Genomic DNA, 18,666 nt, shown 5'->3' on the forward strand with positions numbered 1-18,666 from the left:
GGAGCCTATGATGAGCGTATTTAACGGAATTAGAGAAGAGCATCTTGATATATTGCGGGAAGTCGGGAATATCGGAGCGGGTCATTCCGCTTCTGCCCTGGCTCTATTGCTGAACAGGAAAATCGAAATGGAAGTGCCGTTTGTCAAGCTGATGTCGTTTGATGAGCTTGTCAACCTATTCGGCGGTGCAGACCTTCCTGTCGCAAGCATCTTTTTGCGCATGGAAGGGGATTTTCCCGGTTCTATGTTCGTGATCATGCCTTTTTCAGAGGCCGAGCAGCTGATCAGGGAGCTTGTCGGCAATCCGGAATTCGAGATTGACAGCATGACGCCGAATGATATCGGAGCCTCCGCCCTGCACGAACTCGGGAATATTATGGCGGGATCTTATTTGACCGCTCTCGCTGATTTGACAAACCGGCAAATGTACCCGAGCGTCCCTGAACTGACGCTTGATATGTTCGGAGCCGTCATCAGCGAAGGGCTGATCGAGCTCAGCCAAGTTGGAGACCAGGTTATCGTGATCGACAACTCCATTTTTGATGAGGAGCACAACCGGAAAGTAAAAGCGCATTTGTTCCTTCTGCCGGACTATGATTCTTTTGAAAAGCTCTTTCATGCATTGGGTGCAGCTCTATGAAAATCTTAGAAAAAGAAACATCGATTATCAGAGTGGGAATTGCCGATGTGAAAATAGTCCGCACTCCCGACAAGATCAGGACATCGGGTCTCGGTTCGTGCGTCGGACTCGTGCTCTATGATTTGGAAGCGAAGACGGCCGGTCTCGTCCACGTCATGCTTCCCGACTCTTCCTTATCCAAGACACCGGACATCAATGTGGCAAAGTACGCGGACACAGCTGTCGAAGCGACGGTCAAGATGCTGCTTGAAGCCGGATGCCGAAAATACGCTTTGAAAGCGAAAATGGCCGGAGGAGCCGAAATGTTTAAATTTAAGATGACAAATGATTTGATGAAAGTCGGGCCAAGAAATGTGCTTGCGATTAAAAAACATCTATCTCTCTTAAACATTCCGATTGTAAGCGAGGATACAGGCGGAAACAGCGGAAGAACGATCGAGTTCGATCCGCAGTCAGCCGAACTTGTCATCCGGACAGTTAAACAAGGTGTAACGACGATTTAATATGCAATATAGGGGGATAAAGATGCAATCCTTGAACTATGAAGATCAGATGCTTTGGTCGCGGTGGAAAGAATGGAAAGATCCTCAGGCAGGCGATGATTTAATCCGCCGCTATATGCCGCTTGTGACATATCATGTCGGCCGGATAGCCGTCGGCTTGCCCAAGTCCGTTCATAAAGACGATTTGGTCAGCCTTGGCATGCTGGGTTTGTATGACGCCCTTGAAAAATTTGATCCGGGAAGGGATTTGAAGTTTGATACATACGCTTCCTTCAGAATCAGAGGCGCTATTATCGATGGCCTTCGCAAAGAAGACTGGCTTCCGAGAACATCCCGTGAAAAAACGAAGAAAGTGGAAGCTGCGATCGAAAAGCTCGAACAGCGCTACTTAAGAAATGTTTCGCCGAGCGAAATCGCCGCTGAGCTGGGAATGAGCGAGCAAGACGTCGTGACCACAATCAATGAAGGTTTCTTTGCGAATCTCCTTTCAATTGATGAGAAGCTTCACGACCATGAAGACGGGGAGAACGTCCAGGTGATGATCAGGGACGACAAAACGAGCACGCCGGAAGAAAAAATGCTCAAAGACGAACTGATCTCCCAGCTTGCGGAAAAAATAAACGAGCTTTCAGAAAAAGAACAGCTCGTGATCAGCTTATTCTATAAAGAAGAGCTGACCCTGACGGAAATCGGACAGGTTTTGAATTTGTCGACTTCCCGCATTTCACAGATTCACTCCAAGGCGCTTTTGAAACTGAAGCATCTGCTGGATAAAGTGGTACAATAACATGTAAGCTGCCGGCATAAAACCGGCAGCATTTTTTAAGCGTCCGACAGGGAAGTCTTTTTTTGATTAAATTTCATGGTTAGCGAGTGAAAAATATGTCAACAATATTATGGCTTGTGAGCTTTACGCTCCACGGTATATTGATTTATTTCGTCATCATTCTGAATGCGAGGCTCAGCGCTTTTAAGGCGGCGGAGAAAGAGCAAAAACAGCTTTTGGAAGAAACCGAGAATACATTGACCGCTTTTTTGATGGAGCTAAAAGACGAAAATGAAAAACTCGTTCGCGAGATTCGGGCGAATGCCGAAGAAGAGCCGCAAAGAGTGCAAACACAGCCTGACATTCCTGCTCAAACCCCCGCCCTTCCGGAAGCGGACGAATCGCGCGATCTGCCGCTTCACATCGAAGCGATGATCAATGAGGTGGAGCAGGAAGAGGATGAGCTCAATCAAAAAGAGCAGGAATCCGTATCCTATGAAGAAGAAGCTCTCGCATTATATGAAAAGGGGCTCTCTCCGGAGGAAATCGCAAGACAGCTGAAAAGCGGGAAAACAGAAATCGAGCTTTTCTTAAAATTTCGCGGAAAGCTGAAAAACGATTCTTGATTGTCGAGAAAGCTTATGTTATATTATTTCTTGGTGTTAATTACACACGCTTAACGATTTATGCAAGCGGTGCTGTGCGGTTCTCGCGTGCAGTCCTGCATAAAAATGACCTAAGCGGAGGAAAAAAACCATTATATTAGGAGGAAATAACACATGTCAGTCATTTCTATGAAGCAATTGCTTGAAGCTGGTGTTCACTTCGGCCACCAAACGCGCCGCTGGAACCCAAAAATGAAGCGTTACATCTTCACGGAGCGTAACGGAATCTACATCATCGATCTTCAAAAAACAGTCAAAAAAGTTGAAGAAGCATACAACTTCACGAAAAACCTTGCAGCTGACGGAGGAAAAATCCTTTTCGTCGGTACGAAAAAGCAAGCTCAAGACTCTGTTAAAGAAGAAGCGGAACGTTCTGGAATGTACTATGTCAACCAACGTTGGCTTGGCGGTACGTTAACAAACTTTGAAACGATCCAAAAGCGTATCAAACGCCTTAAAGATATCGAAAAAATGCAGGAAAACGGCACATTTGACGTACTTCCTAAAAAAGAAGTCGTTCAATTGAAAAAAGAATTAGAGCGTCTTGAAAAATTCCTCGGCGGAATCAAAGAAATGAAAGAGCTTCCTGACGCACTGTTCATCATCGATCCTCGCAAAGAGCGCATCGCGGTTGCAGAAGCGCGCAAGCTGAACATTCCGATCATCGGAATCGTTGACACAAACTGTGATCCTGATGAAATCGATGTTGTCATCCCTGCGAACGATGACGCCATCCGCGCTGTTAAATTGCTGACTTCTAAAATGGCAGATGCCATCCTTGAAGCAAAACAAGGTGAAGAAGTAGCTGAAACAGAAGCGAAAGAAGCAGAAACAACTGAAACAACAACTGCTTAACCTGGTCAAAAGGTGATAAGGGGGTCTGCCTTTTATCACCTTTTTTTTCACCAGATCAACACTTACATATTTTGTTTGATATATAAGGAGGAAATCAAAAATGGCAATTACTGCACAAATGGTAAAAGAGCTTCGTGAAAAAACTGGCGCAGGCATGATGGACTGCAAGAAAGCGTTAACTGAAACTGACGGCAACATGGATAAAGCGATCGATCTTCTAAGAGAAAAAGGAATCGCAAAGGCTGCCAAAAAAGCTGACCGCATCGCGGCTGAAGGTTTGACTTTGATCAAAACCGACGGCAACACAGGCGTTATTCTTGAAGTGAACTCCGAAACGGACTTCGTTGCGAAAAACGAAGGCTTCAAAGAGCTTTTGAACGACCTTGCTGACCACATTCTTGCTGAAAAGCCTGAAAGCGTTGAAGCTGCTATGGCTCAAAAAATGGCTAACGGTTCAACTGTAGAAGAATACATCACAAGCGCGGTTGCTAAAATCGGAGAAAAAATCACGCTTCGCCGCTTCACTGTCCTGACAAAAGGCGATGACGCTGCATTCGGCGCATACCTGCACATGGGCGGAAAAATCGGCGTATTGACTGTCCTTAACGGCACAACTGACGAAGAAACAGCAAGAGACATCGCGATGCACGTTGCAGCTGTAAACCCTCGCTTCATTTCCCGTGACCAAGTGTCAGAAGAAGAAGCGAACCGCGAGCGCGAAATCTTGACTCAGCAGGCGCTTCAAGAAGGAAAGCCTGAAAACATCGTCGCAAAAATGGTTGAAGGCCGCCTGAACAAATACTTCGAAGAAATCTGCCTGCTTGATCAAGCATTCGTTAAAAACCCGGATGAAAAAGTGAAACAGGTCGTTGCTGCGAAAAATGCAACAGTTGAAACATTCGTCCGCTACGAAGTTGGAGAAGGTATCGAAAAACGCCAAGAAAACTTTGCTGAAGAAGTTATGAACCAAGTGAAAAAATAAGATTGAAAAGCCGCTTGCCTTAAAACACACGGCAGGATCTTTTCAAAGAAAATAGGGGACACAATTTGTGTCCCTATTTTTAAAACAGTTTACAAACCTTTTTTTCTCTTGCATAATAAATAACGGCAAGCATGCACTTGGAGGTTATTATGGAAAAACCAAAGTATAATCGTATCGTATTAAAGCTTAGCGGAGAAGCCCTTGCGGGTGAACAGGGAAACGGCATCAACCCTACCGTGATCCAGTCCATCGCCAAACAGGTGAAAGAAATCGCCGAGCTTGATGTTGAAGTGGCGGTCGTCGTCGGCGGCGGCAACCTGTGGCGCGGAAAAACGGGCAGCGATCTCGGAATGGACCGCGCAACAGCGGACTACATGGGAATGCTTGCAACGGTCATGAATTCCCTTGCGCTGCAAGACAGCCTTGAAACGCTCGGCATTCAATCAAGAGTTCAGACATCCATCGAAATGCGGCAGGTCGCTGAGCCATACATAAGAAGAAAAGCGATTCGCCATCTTGAAAAGAAGCGCGTCGTCATCTTCGCTGCCGGTACAGGCAATCCATACTTCTCAACGGATACGACCGCAGCGCTCAGAGCGGCTGAAATCGAAGCCGACGTCATCTTAATGGCTAAAAATAATGTCGACGGTGTATACAATGCCGATCCTCGAACTGACGAAACAGCCGTAAAATATGAAAAATTGTCTTATCTCGATGTGTTAAAAGACGGTTTGGCCGTCATGGATTCAACCGCCTCTTCACTTTGCATGGATAACGACATCCCGCTGATCGTCTTTTCTATTATGGAAGAAGGAAATATTAAAAAAGCCGTTTTAGGCGAACAAATCGGTACAATCGTAAGGGGGAAATAACGTGTCAACTCAAGTGATGAATGAAACAAAAGAACGGATGGAAAAAGCGATAGGCGCTTATCAGCGCGAATTGGCGACTGTACGTGCAGGACGTGCAAATCCGTCTTTGCTGGACAAAGTGACAGTTGAATACTACGGAGCGCAGACGCCTTTAAACCAGATCGCGTCCATTACGGTTCCGGAAGCGCGCATGCTTCTCATCACACCATATGACAAAACAGCGCTCGGCGATATTGAAAAAGCGATTCAAAAAGCCGACCTCGGCATAACTCCGTCAAACGACGGCAACATCATCCGGATCACGATCCCTCCTCTAACTGAGGAGCGCAGAAAAGAGCTTGCCAAGCTCGTGAAAAAATATTCGGAAGATGCTAAAGTCGCGGTCCGCAACATCCGCCGCGATGCCAATGACGATCTGAAAAAACTAGAGAAAAATGGTGAAATGACTGAGGATGAATTGCGCTCTTCAACGGAAGACGTACAAAAGCTGACAGATGAATATGTGTCAAAAATTGATGAGATCACAAAAGATAAAGAGAAAGAAATCATGGAAGTTTAATGAAAAACTCTGTACAATAGATAATAGTGAAAAGACCCTCTCATGTTTACAGGGGGTTTTTTTGTTAATACTGTTGTTATCAAGAACGATATAACAGGAAAGCAACCTTTTGGGTGATGGAGGACTCTCATGCTCAATATACTCAAAAATTGGAAGAATCAGCATTCAGCTGCTTCCAACATGGAATGTTACACAAAAGAAAATATTTTAAAAGGAGAAATTCCTGAACATATCGCCATTATTATGGACGGAAACGGCCGTTGGGCAAAGAAACGGGCGATGCCCCGCATCGCGGGTCATCACGAAGGCATGAAGGTAGTCAGACAGACGACAAAGCTTGCCAATGAGCTCGGTGTCAAAGCGTTGACGCTGTATGCCTTTTCGACGGAAAATTGGAAGCGTCCTAAGTTTGAGGTTGACTTTCTGATGAAGCTGCCTGAAGAGTTCCTGGGAACGTATCTCCCGGAGCTGGTCGAAGAAAATGTCCGGGTCCGCTTGACAGGCGATAGGGAAGGACTGCCGCCCCACACGATCCGCGCGGTTGAAAAAGCCATCCGTGATACGGAGAACAATGACGGACTTATTCTTAATTTTGCATTGAATTACGGGGGACGTGCAGAAATCGTCAGAGCCGCAAAGAGAATTGCCGAAGAAGCGAAAAAAGGCACATTGAATACCGAGGAAATCGACGAAAAGCTATTTTCCGATTATTTAATGACAGAAGCTTTGCAGGACCCTGATTTGCTGATTCGCACAAGCGGCGAGATCAGGCTGAGCAACTTCATGCTTTGGCAGCTTGCCTACAGCGAATTTTTATTTACCGATGTATTGTGGCCTGATTTTAAAGACGTTCACTTGCTTCAGGCTATCGGAGAATATCAGCGTCGCGGGAGAAGGTTTGGCGGAATTTAGAGGATGGTGCAGATGAAACAGAGAATATTGACGGGTGTGATCGCGGCAGTGGTTTTTCTGCCGCTCGTGATTTTCGGCAAGCTGCCGTTCACCCTGCTAGTTTATGCAATAGGTATACTCGCTCTATTTGAACTTTTAAGAATGAAAGGCCTGAAGCTTATCAGCGCTCCGGGTATCATCAGCCTGCTGCTTTTGGCGGTTTTGCTGTATCCAAGCCAATATGCGGAAGACGCGGGGCTGGGCATAACCAAAGGGGAGGTCGTCTTTTTGGCCGTCCTTTTGCTTTTGGCATACACGGTGCTCAGCAAAAACTCGTTTACTTTTGACGAAGCGGCATTCGTGGCGCTGGCAGCAGTTTATATCGGATTCGGGTTTTATTACTTTATTGAAATCAGAAACATCGGACTCAGCTATGTCTTTTTTGCAATCGGCGTCGTCTGGTCAACGGATTCCGGCGCTTATTTTATCGGAAAGGCGTTTGGAAAGCGGAAGCTCTGGCCTGAAATCAGCCCTAACAAAACGGTTGAAGGCTTTTGGGGCGGAATTTTGACAGCGGTCGTTTTTTCCGCGATTTATCAGGCTGCCACAGGTTTTCCGCACGCTTATCTGTTTGTGCTGATCATTACCGTGCTTTTATCAATCGTCGGTCAGATCGGCGATTTGGCCGAGTCTGCGTTCAAAAGGCACTACAAAGTGAAAGACTCGGGCCGGATCCTTCCGGGACACGGCGGAATGCTGGACCGCTTTGACAGCTTTTTATTTGTCATGCCGGTTCTATACTTCCTGCTTGTTCTTTTTCAGCCGTTCGGGCTATGATAGAAAAGGGTACTGATAGCTAGAAAGAAACAGAGGTGCGGCAATTTTGAAGAACATATGTCTATTGGGGGCGACAGGCTCCATAGGAGAACAGACGCTTGATGTGATCAAAGCGCATGACGATAAGTTTCAGCTGACCGCCATGTCTTTCGGAAAAAACGCCGAAAAAGCGGCAGAAATCATTGAAACATTTAAACCGAAGTATGTATCTGTAGGGGATGAGCATACATATGAAGCATTAAAACAGCATTCTTTTTCTTATACCTTTAAAACAGGGATCGGGGAGGAATCTTTAATCGAAGCGGCCGTTAGTCCGGAAGCGGATGTCGTCGTCAATGCTCTCGTCGGCAGCGTCGGTCTTCTGCCGACTTTAAAGGCGATGGAGCATAAAAAAACAGTCGCGCTTGCAAATAAGGAAACTCTCGTGACAGCCGGTCATATAGTGAAAGAACACGCCCAAACATACGATGTCCCGCTCTTGCCAGTCGACAGCGAGCATTCTGCGATTTTCCAGGCGCTCCAGGGGGAAAATCCGAAGCATATTAAACGGCTGATCGTCACGGCTTCAGGCGGCAGCTTCAGGGACAGAACAAGGCAGGAACTTGAAGGGGTCACAGTGGAAGAAGCCCTCAATCATCCAAATTGGTCGATGGGTGCAAAAATCACGATCGATTCGGCTACAATGATGAATAAAGGGCTCGAGGTCATTGAAGCGCACTGGCTGTTTGATCTGCCTTATGACCGGATCGATGTCCTCCTTCACAAAGAAAGCATCATTCATTCAATGGTGGAATTCCACGACCGAAGCGTCATCGCCCAGCTTGGCACACCTGATATGAGAGTGCCGATTCAATACGCGCTCAGTTATCCGGAACGCCTGCCGTTTGATGAAGCCAAATCACTCGAACTCTGGGAAGTCGGACAGCTGAATTTTGCCCAAGCTGATTTTGAAAGGTTCCGCTGCTTACAATTCGCTTATGAATCAGGTAAAATAGGCGGTACAATGCCGACTGTTTTAAACGCGGCCAACGAGGAAGCCGTTGCGGCATTTCTTTCAGGCAGGATTTCCTTTCTCGGGATTGAAGACATCATTGAAAAAGCTTTGGAACGCCATCAGGTGATCGCAAAGCCGAGCCTTCAAGAGATCCGTGAAGTGGACAAAGACGCCAGAAAGTTTGTCCAAACATTACTCACATAAGGTGGTATGTTCGTGAATACTGTGATCGCGTTTATTCTTATTTTTGGAACGCTCGTATTTTTCCATGAGCTTGGTCATCTCATCCTTGCTCAAAGAGCCGGAATACTGTGCCGGGAGTTTGCTATCGGCTTCGGTCCGAAAATCTTTTCTTTTAAGAAAAATGAGACCGTTTATACGATCAGGCTTCTTCCGATCGGCGGCTTTGTCAGAATGGCCGGCGAAGATCCTGAGATGATTGAAGTGAAACCCGGTTATACGGTCGGGCTGTTGTTCGACAGCGAAAACAAAGTCGAAAAGATCATTATCAACCAAAAAGAAAAGTATCCTGACGCATTGGTCATCGAAGTGGAGCAGGCTGACCTGGAGCATCAGATGAGGATTACGGGCTATGAGCACGGCAATGAAGATCATCTCTCATCCTTTTCTGTCAGTGAAACGTCCTTTTTCATCGTAGACGGGGAAGAAGTCCAGATCGCTCCTTACAACCGCCAATTCCATTCAAAAACGGTTTGGCAGCGTATAAAGGCGATTGCGGCCGGCCCGATCATGAACTTTATTTTGGCTTATGTCATTCTCGTAATGCTCGGCCTGATGCAGGGAGTGCCGTCTGACGAGCCGGTGCTCGGCAAGTTGATAGACAACGGACGGGCGGCGGAAGCGGGACTCCAGGAAGGAGACCGCATTCAAACGATCAACGGGGAGAACATGAGATCTTGGACGGATATTGTCAACACGGTCAGGGAACACCCTGAAAAAGAACTGAAAATCGTTGTGATGCGCGACAACGTCAAGGTGACGAAATACGTAACACCTGAAGCAGTCAAGGCAGGGGACGAAACCGTCGGCAGATTCGGCGCTTACAATCCGGTGAAAACAGGAATCCTGACATCAATTTCCTACGGTGCGACCGAAACGGCGACAGTAGCGCAGAGCATCGTGACCAATCTCGGAAAGCTTGTCACGGGACAATTCTCAATCGACATGCTGGCCGGTCCTGTCGGCATTTATGACATGACAGACCAAGTGGCCAAGACAGGCGTTATCAACCTGCTGAAGCTGGCCGCATTTTTAAGCATTAACCTCGGGATCGTCAACCTTCTGCCAATCCCTGCGCTGGACGGCGGCAGACTGTTGTTCCTGTTTATTGAAGCGATCCGCGGAAAGCCGATCAACCGAGAAAAAGAAGCGTTTGTCGTCTTTGTCGGCGTCGCATTTTTGATGCTCTTAATGCTTGTCGTCACATGGAACGATATCCAGCGCTTATTTCTGTAAAACCAATTGCCTTTTTTAAGTGCAGCCAAGCCTTTTAAAAGGCTCTTTTTTAGGGACGCCGTTCCCGACTCAAAAAGTAACCAACTGAAACAAATGAGGTGCGAACGAATGAGACAGAGCAGGACTTTAATTCCTACGCTCCGCGAAGTGCCGGCTGATGCTGAAGCAAAAAGCCATCAGCTTCTTCTCAGAGCGGGGTTTATCAGACAAAACACAAGCGGTGTATACAGCTATATGCCTCTTGCCAATAAAGTCATTCATAAAATCCAGAGCATTGTCCGCCAAGAAATGGAGAAAATCAATGCCGTCGAAATGCTGATGCCGGCGCTCCAGCAGGCGGAAACTTGGCAGGAATCGGGAAGATGGTACACGTACGGTCCTGAGCTCATGAGGCTGAAAGACCGCCACGGCCGCGAATTTGCCCTTGGCGCGACACACGAAGAGGTCATCACAAGCATCGTCAGAGATGAAGTGAAATCGTACAAGCGCCTTCCGCTGACCCTTTACCAGATCCAATCGAAATTCCGCGATGAAAAGCGCCCGCGCTTCGGTCTGTTGAGAGGCCGGGAATTCATCATGAAGGATGCGTATTCCTTCCATTCTTCCGCCGAAAGCCTTGATGAAACGTACAATGATATGTACCAGGCGTATACGAATGTGTTTACGCGCTGCGGCTTGAATTTCAGACCGGTCATTGCAGATTCAGGCGCGATGGGCGGAAAGGATACCCATGAATTTATGGCATTGTCCGATGTCGGTGAAGATACAATTGCGTATTCTGATCAGTCTTCATACGCTGCCAACATCGAAATGGCTGAAGTGAAGGAAGCCGGTGCTGGCGAGAAGGCTGAAATGAAAGAGCTCCAGGAAGTCCACACACCTTCGGTCAAAACGATCGAAGAAGTTGCCGCATTTCTTGGCATATCCCCGTCAGACTGCGTGAAATCAATGCTCATGAAAGCAGACGGACGTTTTGTCCTCGTGTTGACGAGAGGGGATCATGAAGTCAACGATATTAAGGTGAAGAATCTGCTCCAAGCAGAAACGATCGAATTCGCGAGCGCCGAAGAGGTTGCTGAGATAACAGGTACTGAGCCTGGCTTTGTCGGACCGGTGGGGCTTGACAGCGAAATCGAAATCTTTGCAGACTTTGCTGTGAAGGCGATGGCAAACGCAGCAGCAGGAGCGAATAAAACAGATTACCATTATCAAAACGTGAATATCAGCCGGGATGTGCACAATGTGACATTCGCCGATCTCCGCTTGATCCAGGAAGGAGACCCTTCACCGGATGGAAACGGAACGATCCGTTTTGCAAAAGGAATCGAAGTCGGACAAGTTTTTAAACTCGGCACCCGCTATTCTGAAGCGATGGACGCAACATACCTTGACGAAAACGGACGCGCTCAGCCGATGCTGATGGGCTGCTATGGAATCGGGATTTCCCGGACACTTTCGGCCATCGTTGAGCAGCATCATGACGATAAAGGCTTGATCTGGCCGCTGGAAGTGACGCCGTATGACCTGCACATCCTCGCGCTTAACATGAAAAATGACGCGCAGGTTCAGCTTGCCGAAAAGCTGTATGAAGATTTTAAAGCGAACGGCTATGACGTATTGTTTGATGACCGTGCTGAACGGGCCGGCGTTAAATTTGCAGATTCCGATTTGATCGGTCTGCCGATCCGCATCACGGTCGGAAAAAGAGCTGATGAAGGCGTTGTCGAAGTGAAGATCCGCAAAACCGGAGAATCATTTGAAGTCGCCGCTGAAGAGCTTTTGGACTTTATCGAAAAACAAGTCAAGAGCTTATCTTCTCACTCTTAAAGATGTTAAACTAGAGTAAAGGAAGGTACCTCGGGAATCGTCCCAAGGTACCTTCAATTATGATTTTCTTTTAGGGAGGAATCTGTCTTGGAAGACCAGCTTTCTGTCAACAGAAGACAGTTTCAAATTCTTCTGCAGCAGCTGAATGTAACGGAAGATACGATGATCCGTCACCTTGAAGGCGGACAAATCATAAAGCTGACCGTTCATAAAAACAAGAAGACATGGCACTTTCACTTTAAATTGAAAAATGTCCTGCCTTATCAAATCTTCGAACGGTTTCACACCCAGCTGACCCGCACCTTTTCCCATATCGCTCAGGTCACCTGTTCCATCGAGGCGGAAAACCCTTCGATTGACGAGCAGCTTGTTCAGGATTACTGGACGCGCTGCATCCAGGAACTCGATGGTATTTCCCCGCCGATTTTGACGCTTTTGAACGACCAAAAGCCCAAGCTTATGGGGAACAAAATCCTGCTTAAAACGAAAACAGATACAGAAGCATCCGCTTTAAAAAAGAAATACAGCTCACTCATCCAGTCAAGCTACTGCACATTCGGTTTTCCTGAGCTCCAGCTCGACACAGAAATCTTTGTGTCAGATCAAGAGATTCAGAAATTCAGAGAGCAAAAAATGGCCGAAGATCAAGAGAGAGCCCTTCAGGCTTTAATCGAAATGGAAAAGCAGGATAAGGAAGCCCAAGACGATGAAGCGCCGTCAGGCCCTCTTCAGATCGGCTACCAGATTAAAGACTCTGAAGAGATCAGAACGCTTGACAGCATCATGGATGAAGAGCGGAGAATTACGGTGCAAGGCTATGTATTCGACGCTGAAACAAGAGAGCTGAAAAGCGGCAGAACGCTTTGTATCTTTAAGATAACCGACTATACAAACAGCATTCTCGTCAAAATGTTCGCACGTGAAAAAGAGGACGCTGTTTTGATGAAGTCCCTGAAAAAAGGGATGTGGGTAAAGGCGAGAGGAAGCATACAAAACGATACATTCGTCCGCGATTTGGTGATGATCGCCAACGATGTCAATGAAATCAAAGGGAAAACCCGTGAGGATACAGCACCGGAGGACGAAAAACGTGTCGAGCTCCACCTCCATTCACCGATGAGCCAGATGGATGCCGTATCAAGTATCGGCAAGCTTGTCGAACAGGCGAAAAAATGGGGGCATCCGGCTATCGCGCTCACTGATCACGCTGTTGTCCAATCGTTTCCTGATGCATTCGCGGCGAGCAAAAAGCATGGCGTGAAAATGATCTACGGACTTGAAGCCAACCTCGTCGACGACGGCGTGCCGATTGCCTACAATCCGGTGCACCGTCTGCTTGAAGAGGAGACATATGTCGTGTTCGACGTCGAGACGACGGGGCTGTCGGCCGTCTATGATACGATCATCGAGCTGGCCGCCGTAAAAGTAAAAGGCGGGGAGATCATCGAACGCTTTGAAAGGTTTGCAAACCCGCATCGCCCTTTATCGGCTACGATCATCGAGCTGACTGGGATTACCGATGATATGCTGAAAGATGCGCCTGAAGCCGAAGAGGTCATCCGAGATTTTAAAGAATGGGTCGGAGATCACACGCTTGTCGCTCACAATGCAAGCTTTGACATCGGCTTCATCAATGTCGCCTACAAGCGTCTGCTGAATTCGGAGAAAGTGCAGAACCCGGTCATTGACACACTTGAGCTGGGCCGTTTTCTTTATCCGGAATTCAAAAACCACAGGCTGAATACGCTTTGTAAAAAGTTTGACATCGAGCTCACCCAGCACCACAGGGCGATTTATGATACCGAAGCGACGGGCTATCTCCTTGTGAAAATGCTGAAAGACGCGGCCGAAAAAAATATCATGTACCACGATCAGCTGAATGAAAATATGGGGCAGTCCAATGCCTATCAGCGTTCAAGGCCATATCACGCGACCCTTTTGGCAGTTAATGAGACAGGTTTGAAAAACCTTTTCAAACTCGTGTCGCTTTCACATATCCATTATTTTTACAGGGTGCCGAGGATCCCAAGGTCACAGCTTGAAAAGTACAGAGAAGGCCTTTTAATCGGTTCGGCATGCGACAAAGGCGAAGTATTCGAAGGCATGATGCAGAAATCGCCGGAAGAGGTCGAAGACATCGCTTCATTTTATGACTATCTTGAAGTCATGCCGCCTGAAGTCTACCGGCACCTGCTCCAGCTTGAACTCGTCAGGGATGAAAAAGCGTTAAAAGAAATCATCGCCAACATCACAAAGCTCGGCGAGAAACTGAATATTCCGGTAGTAGCTACGGGGAATGTTCATTACCTGAACCCTGAGGATAAAATTTACCGCAAGATTCTGGTTTCCTCACAAGGCGGCGCAAATCCGCTCAACAGGCACGAACTGCCGAACGTTCATTTCCGTTCGACGGATGAAATGCTTGAGGCCTTTTCATTTTTGGGTGAGGAAAAAGCGAAAGAAATCGTCGTCAAGAACACCCGTTTGATCAGCGAGCGAATCGAAGAAATCAAGCCGATCAAAGACGATCTTTACACACCGAAGATCGAAGGCGCAGATGACGAAATCCGCCGCATGAGCTATGAGAAAGCAAAAAGCATTTACGGCGACGACCTTCCGGAAATCGTCGAAAAGCGGATCGAAAAAGAGCTGAAAAGCATTATCGGCCATGGATTCGCCGTCATCTATCTGATCTCTCATAAGCTTGTAAAACGCTCCCTTGATGACGGCTATCTTGTCGGTTCAAGGGGATCGGTCGGTTCTTCCCTTGTCGCAACATTGACGGAAATTACCGAGGTCAACCCGCTGCCGCCGCATTACGTCTGTCCGGATTGCCGCCATTCCGAGTTTTTCAACGATGGATCGGTCGGTTCGGGATTTGATTTGCCTGACAAAGACTGTCCGAAGTGTGGAGCGGCCTACAGAAAAGACGGCCACGACATACCGTTCGAGACGTTTCTGGGGTTTAAAGGGGACAAGGTTCCTGATATCGACTTGAACTTCTCGGGCGAATATCAGCCGCACGCCCACAACTACACGAAAGTCCTGTTCGGAGAGGATAACGTCTACCGTGCGGGAACGATCGGCACAGTCGCCGAAAAAACGGCTTACGGGTATGTCAAAGGGTATGCTAACGACAACAATTTGCATATGCGCGGGGCGGAAATCGACCGCCTTGTCCAAGGCTGTACAGGCGTCAAGCGGACAACAGGGCAGCACCCGGGCGGAATCATCGTTGTGCCTGATTACATGGATATTTACGACTTTTCACCAATCCAGTTTCCGGCGGATGCCACCGATTCCGAATGGAAGACGACGCACTTTGACTTCCATTCCATCCATGACAACCTGCTGAAGCTGGATATTCTCGGACACGATGATCCGACGGTCATCCGTATGCTCCAGGATCTGAGCGGGATTGACCCGAAGACGATTCCGACCGATGATCCCGAAGTGATGAAAATTTTCCAAGGGACAGAATCTTTAGGGGTAACCGAAGAGCAGATCGGCTGTAAAACCGGAACGCTTGGCATCCCTGAATTCGGAACCCGCTTTGTCAGACAGATGCTCGAAGACACCAAGCCGACGACATTTTCCGAGCTCGTTCAGATTTCCGGCCTGTCACACGGTACGGACGTATGGCTCGGCAACGCGCAGGAGCTGATTCACAATAATATTTGTGAACTGAGCGAAGTGATCGGCTGCCGTGATGATATTATGGTGTACTTAATCTACCAGGGGCTTGAGCCATCCCTCGCCTTTAAGATTATGGAATTTGTCCGTAAAGGTAAGGGACTGACACCTGAATGGGAAGAAGAAATGAAGAATAATAATGTTCCGGACTGGTATATCGACTCGTGTAAAAAAATCAAATACATGTTCCCGAAAGCCCACGCTGCGGCATATGTTTTGATGGCGGTCAGAATCGCTTATTTTAAAGTCCATCATCCGCTGCTCTACTACGCAGCATACTTTACGGTGCGGGCCGATGACTTTGATATCGAAACGATGATCAAAGGGTCGACAGCGATTAAAGCCGTCATGGATGACATCAACTCTAAAGGCCTTGACGCTTCTCCGAAAGAGAAAAGTTTGCTCACGGTGCTTGAGCTGGCGCTTGAAATGTGCGAAAGGGGCTTCTCTTTCCAAAAAGTCGACTTATACAGATCGAGCGCTTCCGAATTCATCATTGACGGAAACAGCTTGATTCCGCCGTTTAATTCAATACCGGGGCTTGGAACAAACGCCGCTTTGAATATTGTCAAAGCAAGGGAAGAAGGCGAATTTCTTTCCAAAGAAGATTTGCAAAAAAGAGGCAAGGTGTCAAAAACGATCATGGAATACTTGGAGCGCCACGGCTGTCTCGAGTCGCTCCCAGATCAGAACCAGCTGTCTTTATTTTAAAGGCTGCCGACTTATTCGGCAGTCTCTTTTTTGTTTTCTAACCCAGCGCGTTCTTCGAAGATTCAGAGGCGCGTATAGTGCGGAAAGTTTGTCAGATTGATTGACAATAAAAATACATTAATGTTAATATTTTCAAAATGATATTATTCTATAAAGAAGTTCACTTTTTCAGTGAACAGAAGTTAGTTTCTTGATTAAACAAACAAAGTTCTTCGTTCCTCCGGCAAACATTGAACCTGCGTGAATCTGCAGCACATCTTCAAATTTCAAAAATTCAATCAGTCTCTTCTCCGCTTACCGAAAGACACCATTTGTCCGTCACTAAAGGAGGTGAGTGTCATGTAAACATCGGCTGTTTTGAAGGAAAACAAAATGAGGAGGAAGGAGTCCGTTGAAAGAGAAAGCTTTTTGGAAAATGAAAGCGTTTTTCTTTGTTTTACTGCTTACGTTTGCGATGTTGTTCATGCCGGCTTCCGGCAAGGCGGACATTGCATTTGCGAAAGAGAGCCAAAATTATGCGGAATTGCTGCAAAAATCAATTCTTTTCTATGAGGCGCAGCGCTCCGGAAAGCTTCCGGAAAGCAGCCGTCTGAATTGGAGAGGGGACTCTGCTCTTGAGGATGGAAAAGATGTCGGCCATGATTTGACAGGCGGATGGTATGATGCCGGAGATCACGTGAAGTTCGGCCTTCCAATGGCTTATTCTGCGGCCGTTCTGTCGTGGTCCGTCTATGAGTACCGCGATGCCTATGAAGCGGCCGGACAGCTTGATGCGATATTAGACAATATCAGATGGGCGACAGACTATTTTATTAAAGCGCATACAGATCGTTATGAGTTTTGGGGCCAAGTCGGCAATGGGGCCCAAGATCACGCCTGGTGGGGCCCGGCCGAAGTGATGCCTATGAAGCGGCCGGCCTATAAGATAGATGCAGCCTGTCCCGGGTCAGACCTTGCCGGCGGTACAGCAGCAGCCCTAGCTTCTGCATCAATCATCTTCAAGCCGACAGATGCTTCTTATTCAAATAAACTATTGGCCCATGCCAAGGAATTATACGATTTTGCCGACCGCTACCGCGGCAAATATTCAGACTGCATTACAGACGCGCAGCAATATTATAATTCGTGGAGCGGATATAAAGATGAACTGACATGGGGAGCTGTCTGGCTCTACTTGGCAACCGGCGATCAAAAATATTTGGATAAAGCGCTTGCTTCGGTCTCAGATTGGGGCGATCCCGCAAACTGGCCTTACCGCTGGACGCTTTCCTGGGATGACGTCACTTACGGAGCACAGCTGCTGCTCGCTCGTCTGACGAACGAATCCCGATTCACCGCATCTGTCGAACGCAATCTTGATTATTGGTCGACAGGCTACAATCATAATGGAAGCACAGAGCGTATCACTTATACACCAGGCGGGCTGGCATGGCTTGAGCAGTGGGGATCGCTGCGCTACGCTTCAAACGCCGCTTTTCTCGCTTTTGTTTATTCAGATTGGGTAAAAGATGCCGGCAAAGCAAAAAGGTATCGGGATTTTGCGGTTCAGCAAATGAACTATATGCTTGGGGATAATCCGCAACAGCGCAGCTTTATCGTCGGGTACGGAACAAATCCGCCGAAGCACCCGCATCACCGCACCGCACACGGTTCATGGGCCGATCATATGAATGTGCCTGAAAACCACCGCCATACCCTTTACGGCGCGTTAGTAGGCGGACCGGGAAAAGATGATTCGTACCGGGACGAAACAAATGATTATGTGTCAAACGAAGTTGCGATCGATTACAATGCGGCTTTCACGGGCAATGCAGCCAAAATGTTTCAACTGTATGGTGCCGGGCAATCACCGCTGCCTCATTTTCCCGAAAAGGAAACACCAGAAGATGAATTTTTTGCGGAGGCATCCATAAACAGCTCGGGAAACAACTACTCAGAAATCAGAGTGCAGCTTAATAACCGATCAGGATGGCCGGCAAAGAAAACCGATAAGCTGTCTTTCCGCTATTACGTGGACCTGACTGAAGCGGTGAATGCCGGATTTTCTTCGGAAGATATAAAGATCTCAACCGGATACAACGAAGGGGCGTCGGTGTCCCAGCTGAAGCCATATCACATCGGCGAACACATTTACTATACGGAAGTCAGCTTCAGCGGGGTTATGATATACCCCGGGGGTCAATCCGCCCACAAGAAAGAAGTTCAGTTCCGCCTAGCGGCTCCGGCGGGGACGTCTTTTTGGAATCCGAAAAATGACCACTCTTACCGGGGGCTGTCACACACGCTGGCAAAAACCCGGTATATACCAGTATATGATGAAGGCCGGCTTGTTTTTGGAAATGAGCCCGACTAAAAAACACCCGGATTCAATCCCCGGCAGTCCCATCATATGAAA

The 18,666-nt window shown here is 47.5% G+C and carries 15 protein-coding genes; all 15 read left to right on the plus strand.

The genetic code is table 11. From position 1 onward, the window contains the following. Window positions 1-10 precede the first annotated feature (10 nt). The 15 genes from MKZ04_RS04350 (at window position 11) to MKZ04_RS04420 (ending at window position 18,624) form a co-directional block, all read left to right on the plus strand. Window positions 11-640: a chemotaxis protein CheC gene (locus MKZ04_RS04350; RefSeq protein WP_003181818.1), complete on the plus strand. Its 630-nt coding sequence runs from the start codon at window positions 11-13 to the stop codon at window positions 638-640. Continuing rightward, on the plus strand, window positions 637-1,143 hold the full coding sequence (locus tag MKZ04_RS04355) for a chemotaxis protein CheD (protein WP_003181820.1): 507 nt from the start codon (window positions 637-639) through the stop codon (window positions 1,141-1,143). Before MKZ04_RS04350 ends, MKZ04_RS04355 begins: the two co-directional genes overlap by 4 nt. Window positions 1,144-1,165: 22 nt before the next feature. Further along, entirely contained in the window at window positions 1,166-1,930 is a 765-nt protein-coding gene (locus MKZ04_RS04360) for a FliA/WhiG family RNA polymerase sigma factor (protein WP_003181822.1), read from the plus strand. Window positions 1,931-2,025: 95 nt separating this feature from the next. Then, on the plus strand, window positions 2,026-2,535 hold the full coding sequence (locus MKZ04_RS04365; RefSeq protein WP_023857198.1) for a DUF6115 domain-containing protein: 510 nt from the start codon (window positions 2,026-2,028) through the stop codon (window positions 2,533-2,535). A 153-nt stretch (window positions 2,536-2,688) separates the two neighbouring features. Next, window positions 2,689-3,429, plus strand: a complete 741-nt coding sequence (rpsB, locus tag MKZ04_RS04370; RefSeq protein ID WP_020451414.1) for a 30S ribosomal protein S2 — start codon at window positions 2,689-2,691, stop codon at window positions 3,427-3,429. A 100-nt stretch (window positions 3,430-3,529) separates the two neighbouring features. After that, window positions 3,530-4,411, plus strand: coding sequence for a translation elongation factor Ts (gene tsf / locus MKZ04_RS04375; RefSeq protein WP_020451415.1), 882 nt, complete (start codon window positions 3,530-3,532; stop codon window positions 4,409-4,411). Window positions 4,412-4,560: 149 nt separating this feature from the next. Then, a complete protein-coding gene (gene pyrH, locus MKZ04_RS04380) occupies window positions 4,561-5,283 on the plus strand; it encodes a UMP kinase (RefSeq protein WP_020451416.1) in 723 nt (240 codons plus the stop codon). A 16-nt stretch (window positions 5,284-5,299) separates the two neighbouring features. Then, on the plus strand, window positions 5,300-5,842 hold the full coding sequence (frr, locus tag MKZ04_RS04385; protein WP_154495759.1) for a ribosome recycling factor: 543 nt from the start codon (window positions 5,300-5,302) through the stop codon (window positions 5,840-5,842). Between the two features lie 129 nt (window positions 5,843-5,971). Beyond that, complete coding sequence (locus MKZ04_RS04390) at window positions 5,972-6,754, plus strand: isoprenyl transferase (RefSeq protein WP_020451418.1); 783 nt, start codon at window positions 5,972-5,974, stop codon at window positions 6,752-6,754. A gap of 12 nt (window positions 6,755-6,766) precedes the next feature. After that, window positions 6,767-7,570, plus strand: coding sequence for a phosphatidate cytidylyltransferase (locus MKZ04_RS04395; protein WP_341045371.1), 804 nt, complete (start codon window positions 6,767-6,769; stop codon window positions 7,568-7,570). A 46-nt stretch (window positions 7,571-7,616) separates the two neighbouring features. Continuing rightward, on the plus strand, window positions 7,617-8,768 hold the full coding sequence (dxr, locus tag MKZ04_RS04400; protein WP_026579731.1) for a 1-deoxy-D-xylulose-5-phosphate reductoisomerase: 1,152 nt from the start codon (window positions 7,617-7,619) through the stop codon (window positions 8,766-8,768). A 6-nt stretch (window positions 8,769-8,774) separates the two neighbouring features. Then, window positions 8,775-10,040, plus strand: a complete 1,266-nt coding sequence (rseP, locus tag MKZ04_RS04405; protein ID WP_095323561.1) for an RIP metalloprotease RseP — start codon at window positions 8,775-8,777, stop codon at window positions 10,038-10,040. 108 nt (window positions 10,041-10,148) lie between these two features. Then, window positions 10,149-11,867, plus strand: coding sequence for a proline--tRNA ligase (locus MKZ04_RS04410; RefSeq protein WP_026579729.1), 1,719 nt, complete (start codon window positions 10,149-10,151; stop codon window positions 11,865-11,867). Window positions 11,868-11,954: 87 nt separating this feature from the next. Next, window positions 11,955-16,271, plus strand: coding sequence for a PolC-type DNA polymerase III (locus MKZ04_RS04415; RefSeq protein ID WP_035338759.1), 4,317 nt, complete (start codon window positions 11,955-11,957; stop codon window positions 16,269-16,271). 391 nt (window positions 16,272-16,662) lie between these two features. Next, window positions 16,663-18,624, plus strand: coding sequence for a glycoside hydrolase family 9 protein (locus MKZ04_RS04420; protein ID WP_341045374.1), 1,962 nt, complete (start codon window positions 16,663-16,665; stop codon window positions 18,622-18,624). The last annotated feature ends 42 nt before the right edge of the window (window positions 18,625-18,666 follow it).

The sequence above is a fragment of the Bacillus sp. FSL W7-1354 genome (genome assembly GCF_038002405.1).
GTDB lineage: Bacteria > Bacillota > Bacilli > Bacillales > Bacillaceae > Bacillus > Bacillus paralicheniformis.

Excerpts from the sequence above, each read along its gene's own strand:
- MKZ04_RS04350 (WP_003181818.1), top strand. The coding sequence starts at position 11 with ATGAGCGTATTTAACGGAATTAGAGAAGAGCATCTTGATATATTGCGG.
- MKZ04_RS04355 (WP_003181820.1), top strand. The coding sequence starts at position 637 with ATGAAAATCTTAGAAAAAGAAACATCGATTATCAGAGTGGGAATTGCC.
- MKZ04_RS04360 (WP_003181822.1), top strand. The coding sequence starts at position 1,166 with ATGCAATCCTTGAACTATGAAGATCAGATGCTTTGGTCGCGGTGGAAA.
- MKZ04_RS04365 (WP_023857198.1), top strand. The coding sequence starts at position 2,026 with ATGTCAACAATATTATGGCTTGTGAGCTTTACGCTCCACGGTATATTG.
- rpsB (WP_020451414.1), top strand. The coding sequence starts at position 2,689 with ATGTCAGTCATTTCTATGAAGCAATTGCTTGAAGCTGGTGTTCACTTC.
- tsf (WP_020451415.1), top strand. The coding sequence starts at position 3,530 with ATGGCAATTACTGCACAAATGGTAAAAGAGCTTCGTGAAAAAACTGGC.
- pyrH (WP_020451416.1), top strand. The coding sequence starts at position 4,561 with ATGGAAAAACCAAAGTATAATCGTATCGTATTAAAGCTTAGCGGAGAA.
- frr (WP_154495759.1), top strand. The coding sequence starts at position 5,300 with ATGAATGAAACAAAAGAACGGATGGAAAAAGCGATAGGCGCTTATCAG.
- MKZ04_RS04390 (WP_020451418.1), top strand. The coding sequence starts at position 5,972 with ATGCTCAATATACTCAAAAATTGGAAGAATCAGCATTCAGCTGCTTCC.
- MKZ04_RS04395 (WP_341045371.1), top strand. The coding sequence starts at position 6,767 with ATGAAACAGAGAATATTGACGGGTGTGATCGCGGCAGTGGTTTTTCTG.
- rseP (WP_095323561.1), top strand. The coding sequence starts at position 8,775 with ATGTTCGTGAATACTGTGATCGCGTTTATTCTTATTTTTGGAACGCTC.
- MKZ04_RS04410 (WP_026579729.1), top strand. The coding sequence starts at position 10,149 with ATGAGACAGAGCAGGACTTTAATTCCTACGCTCCGCGAAGTGCCGGCT.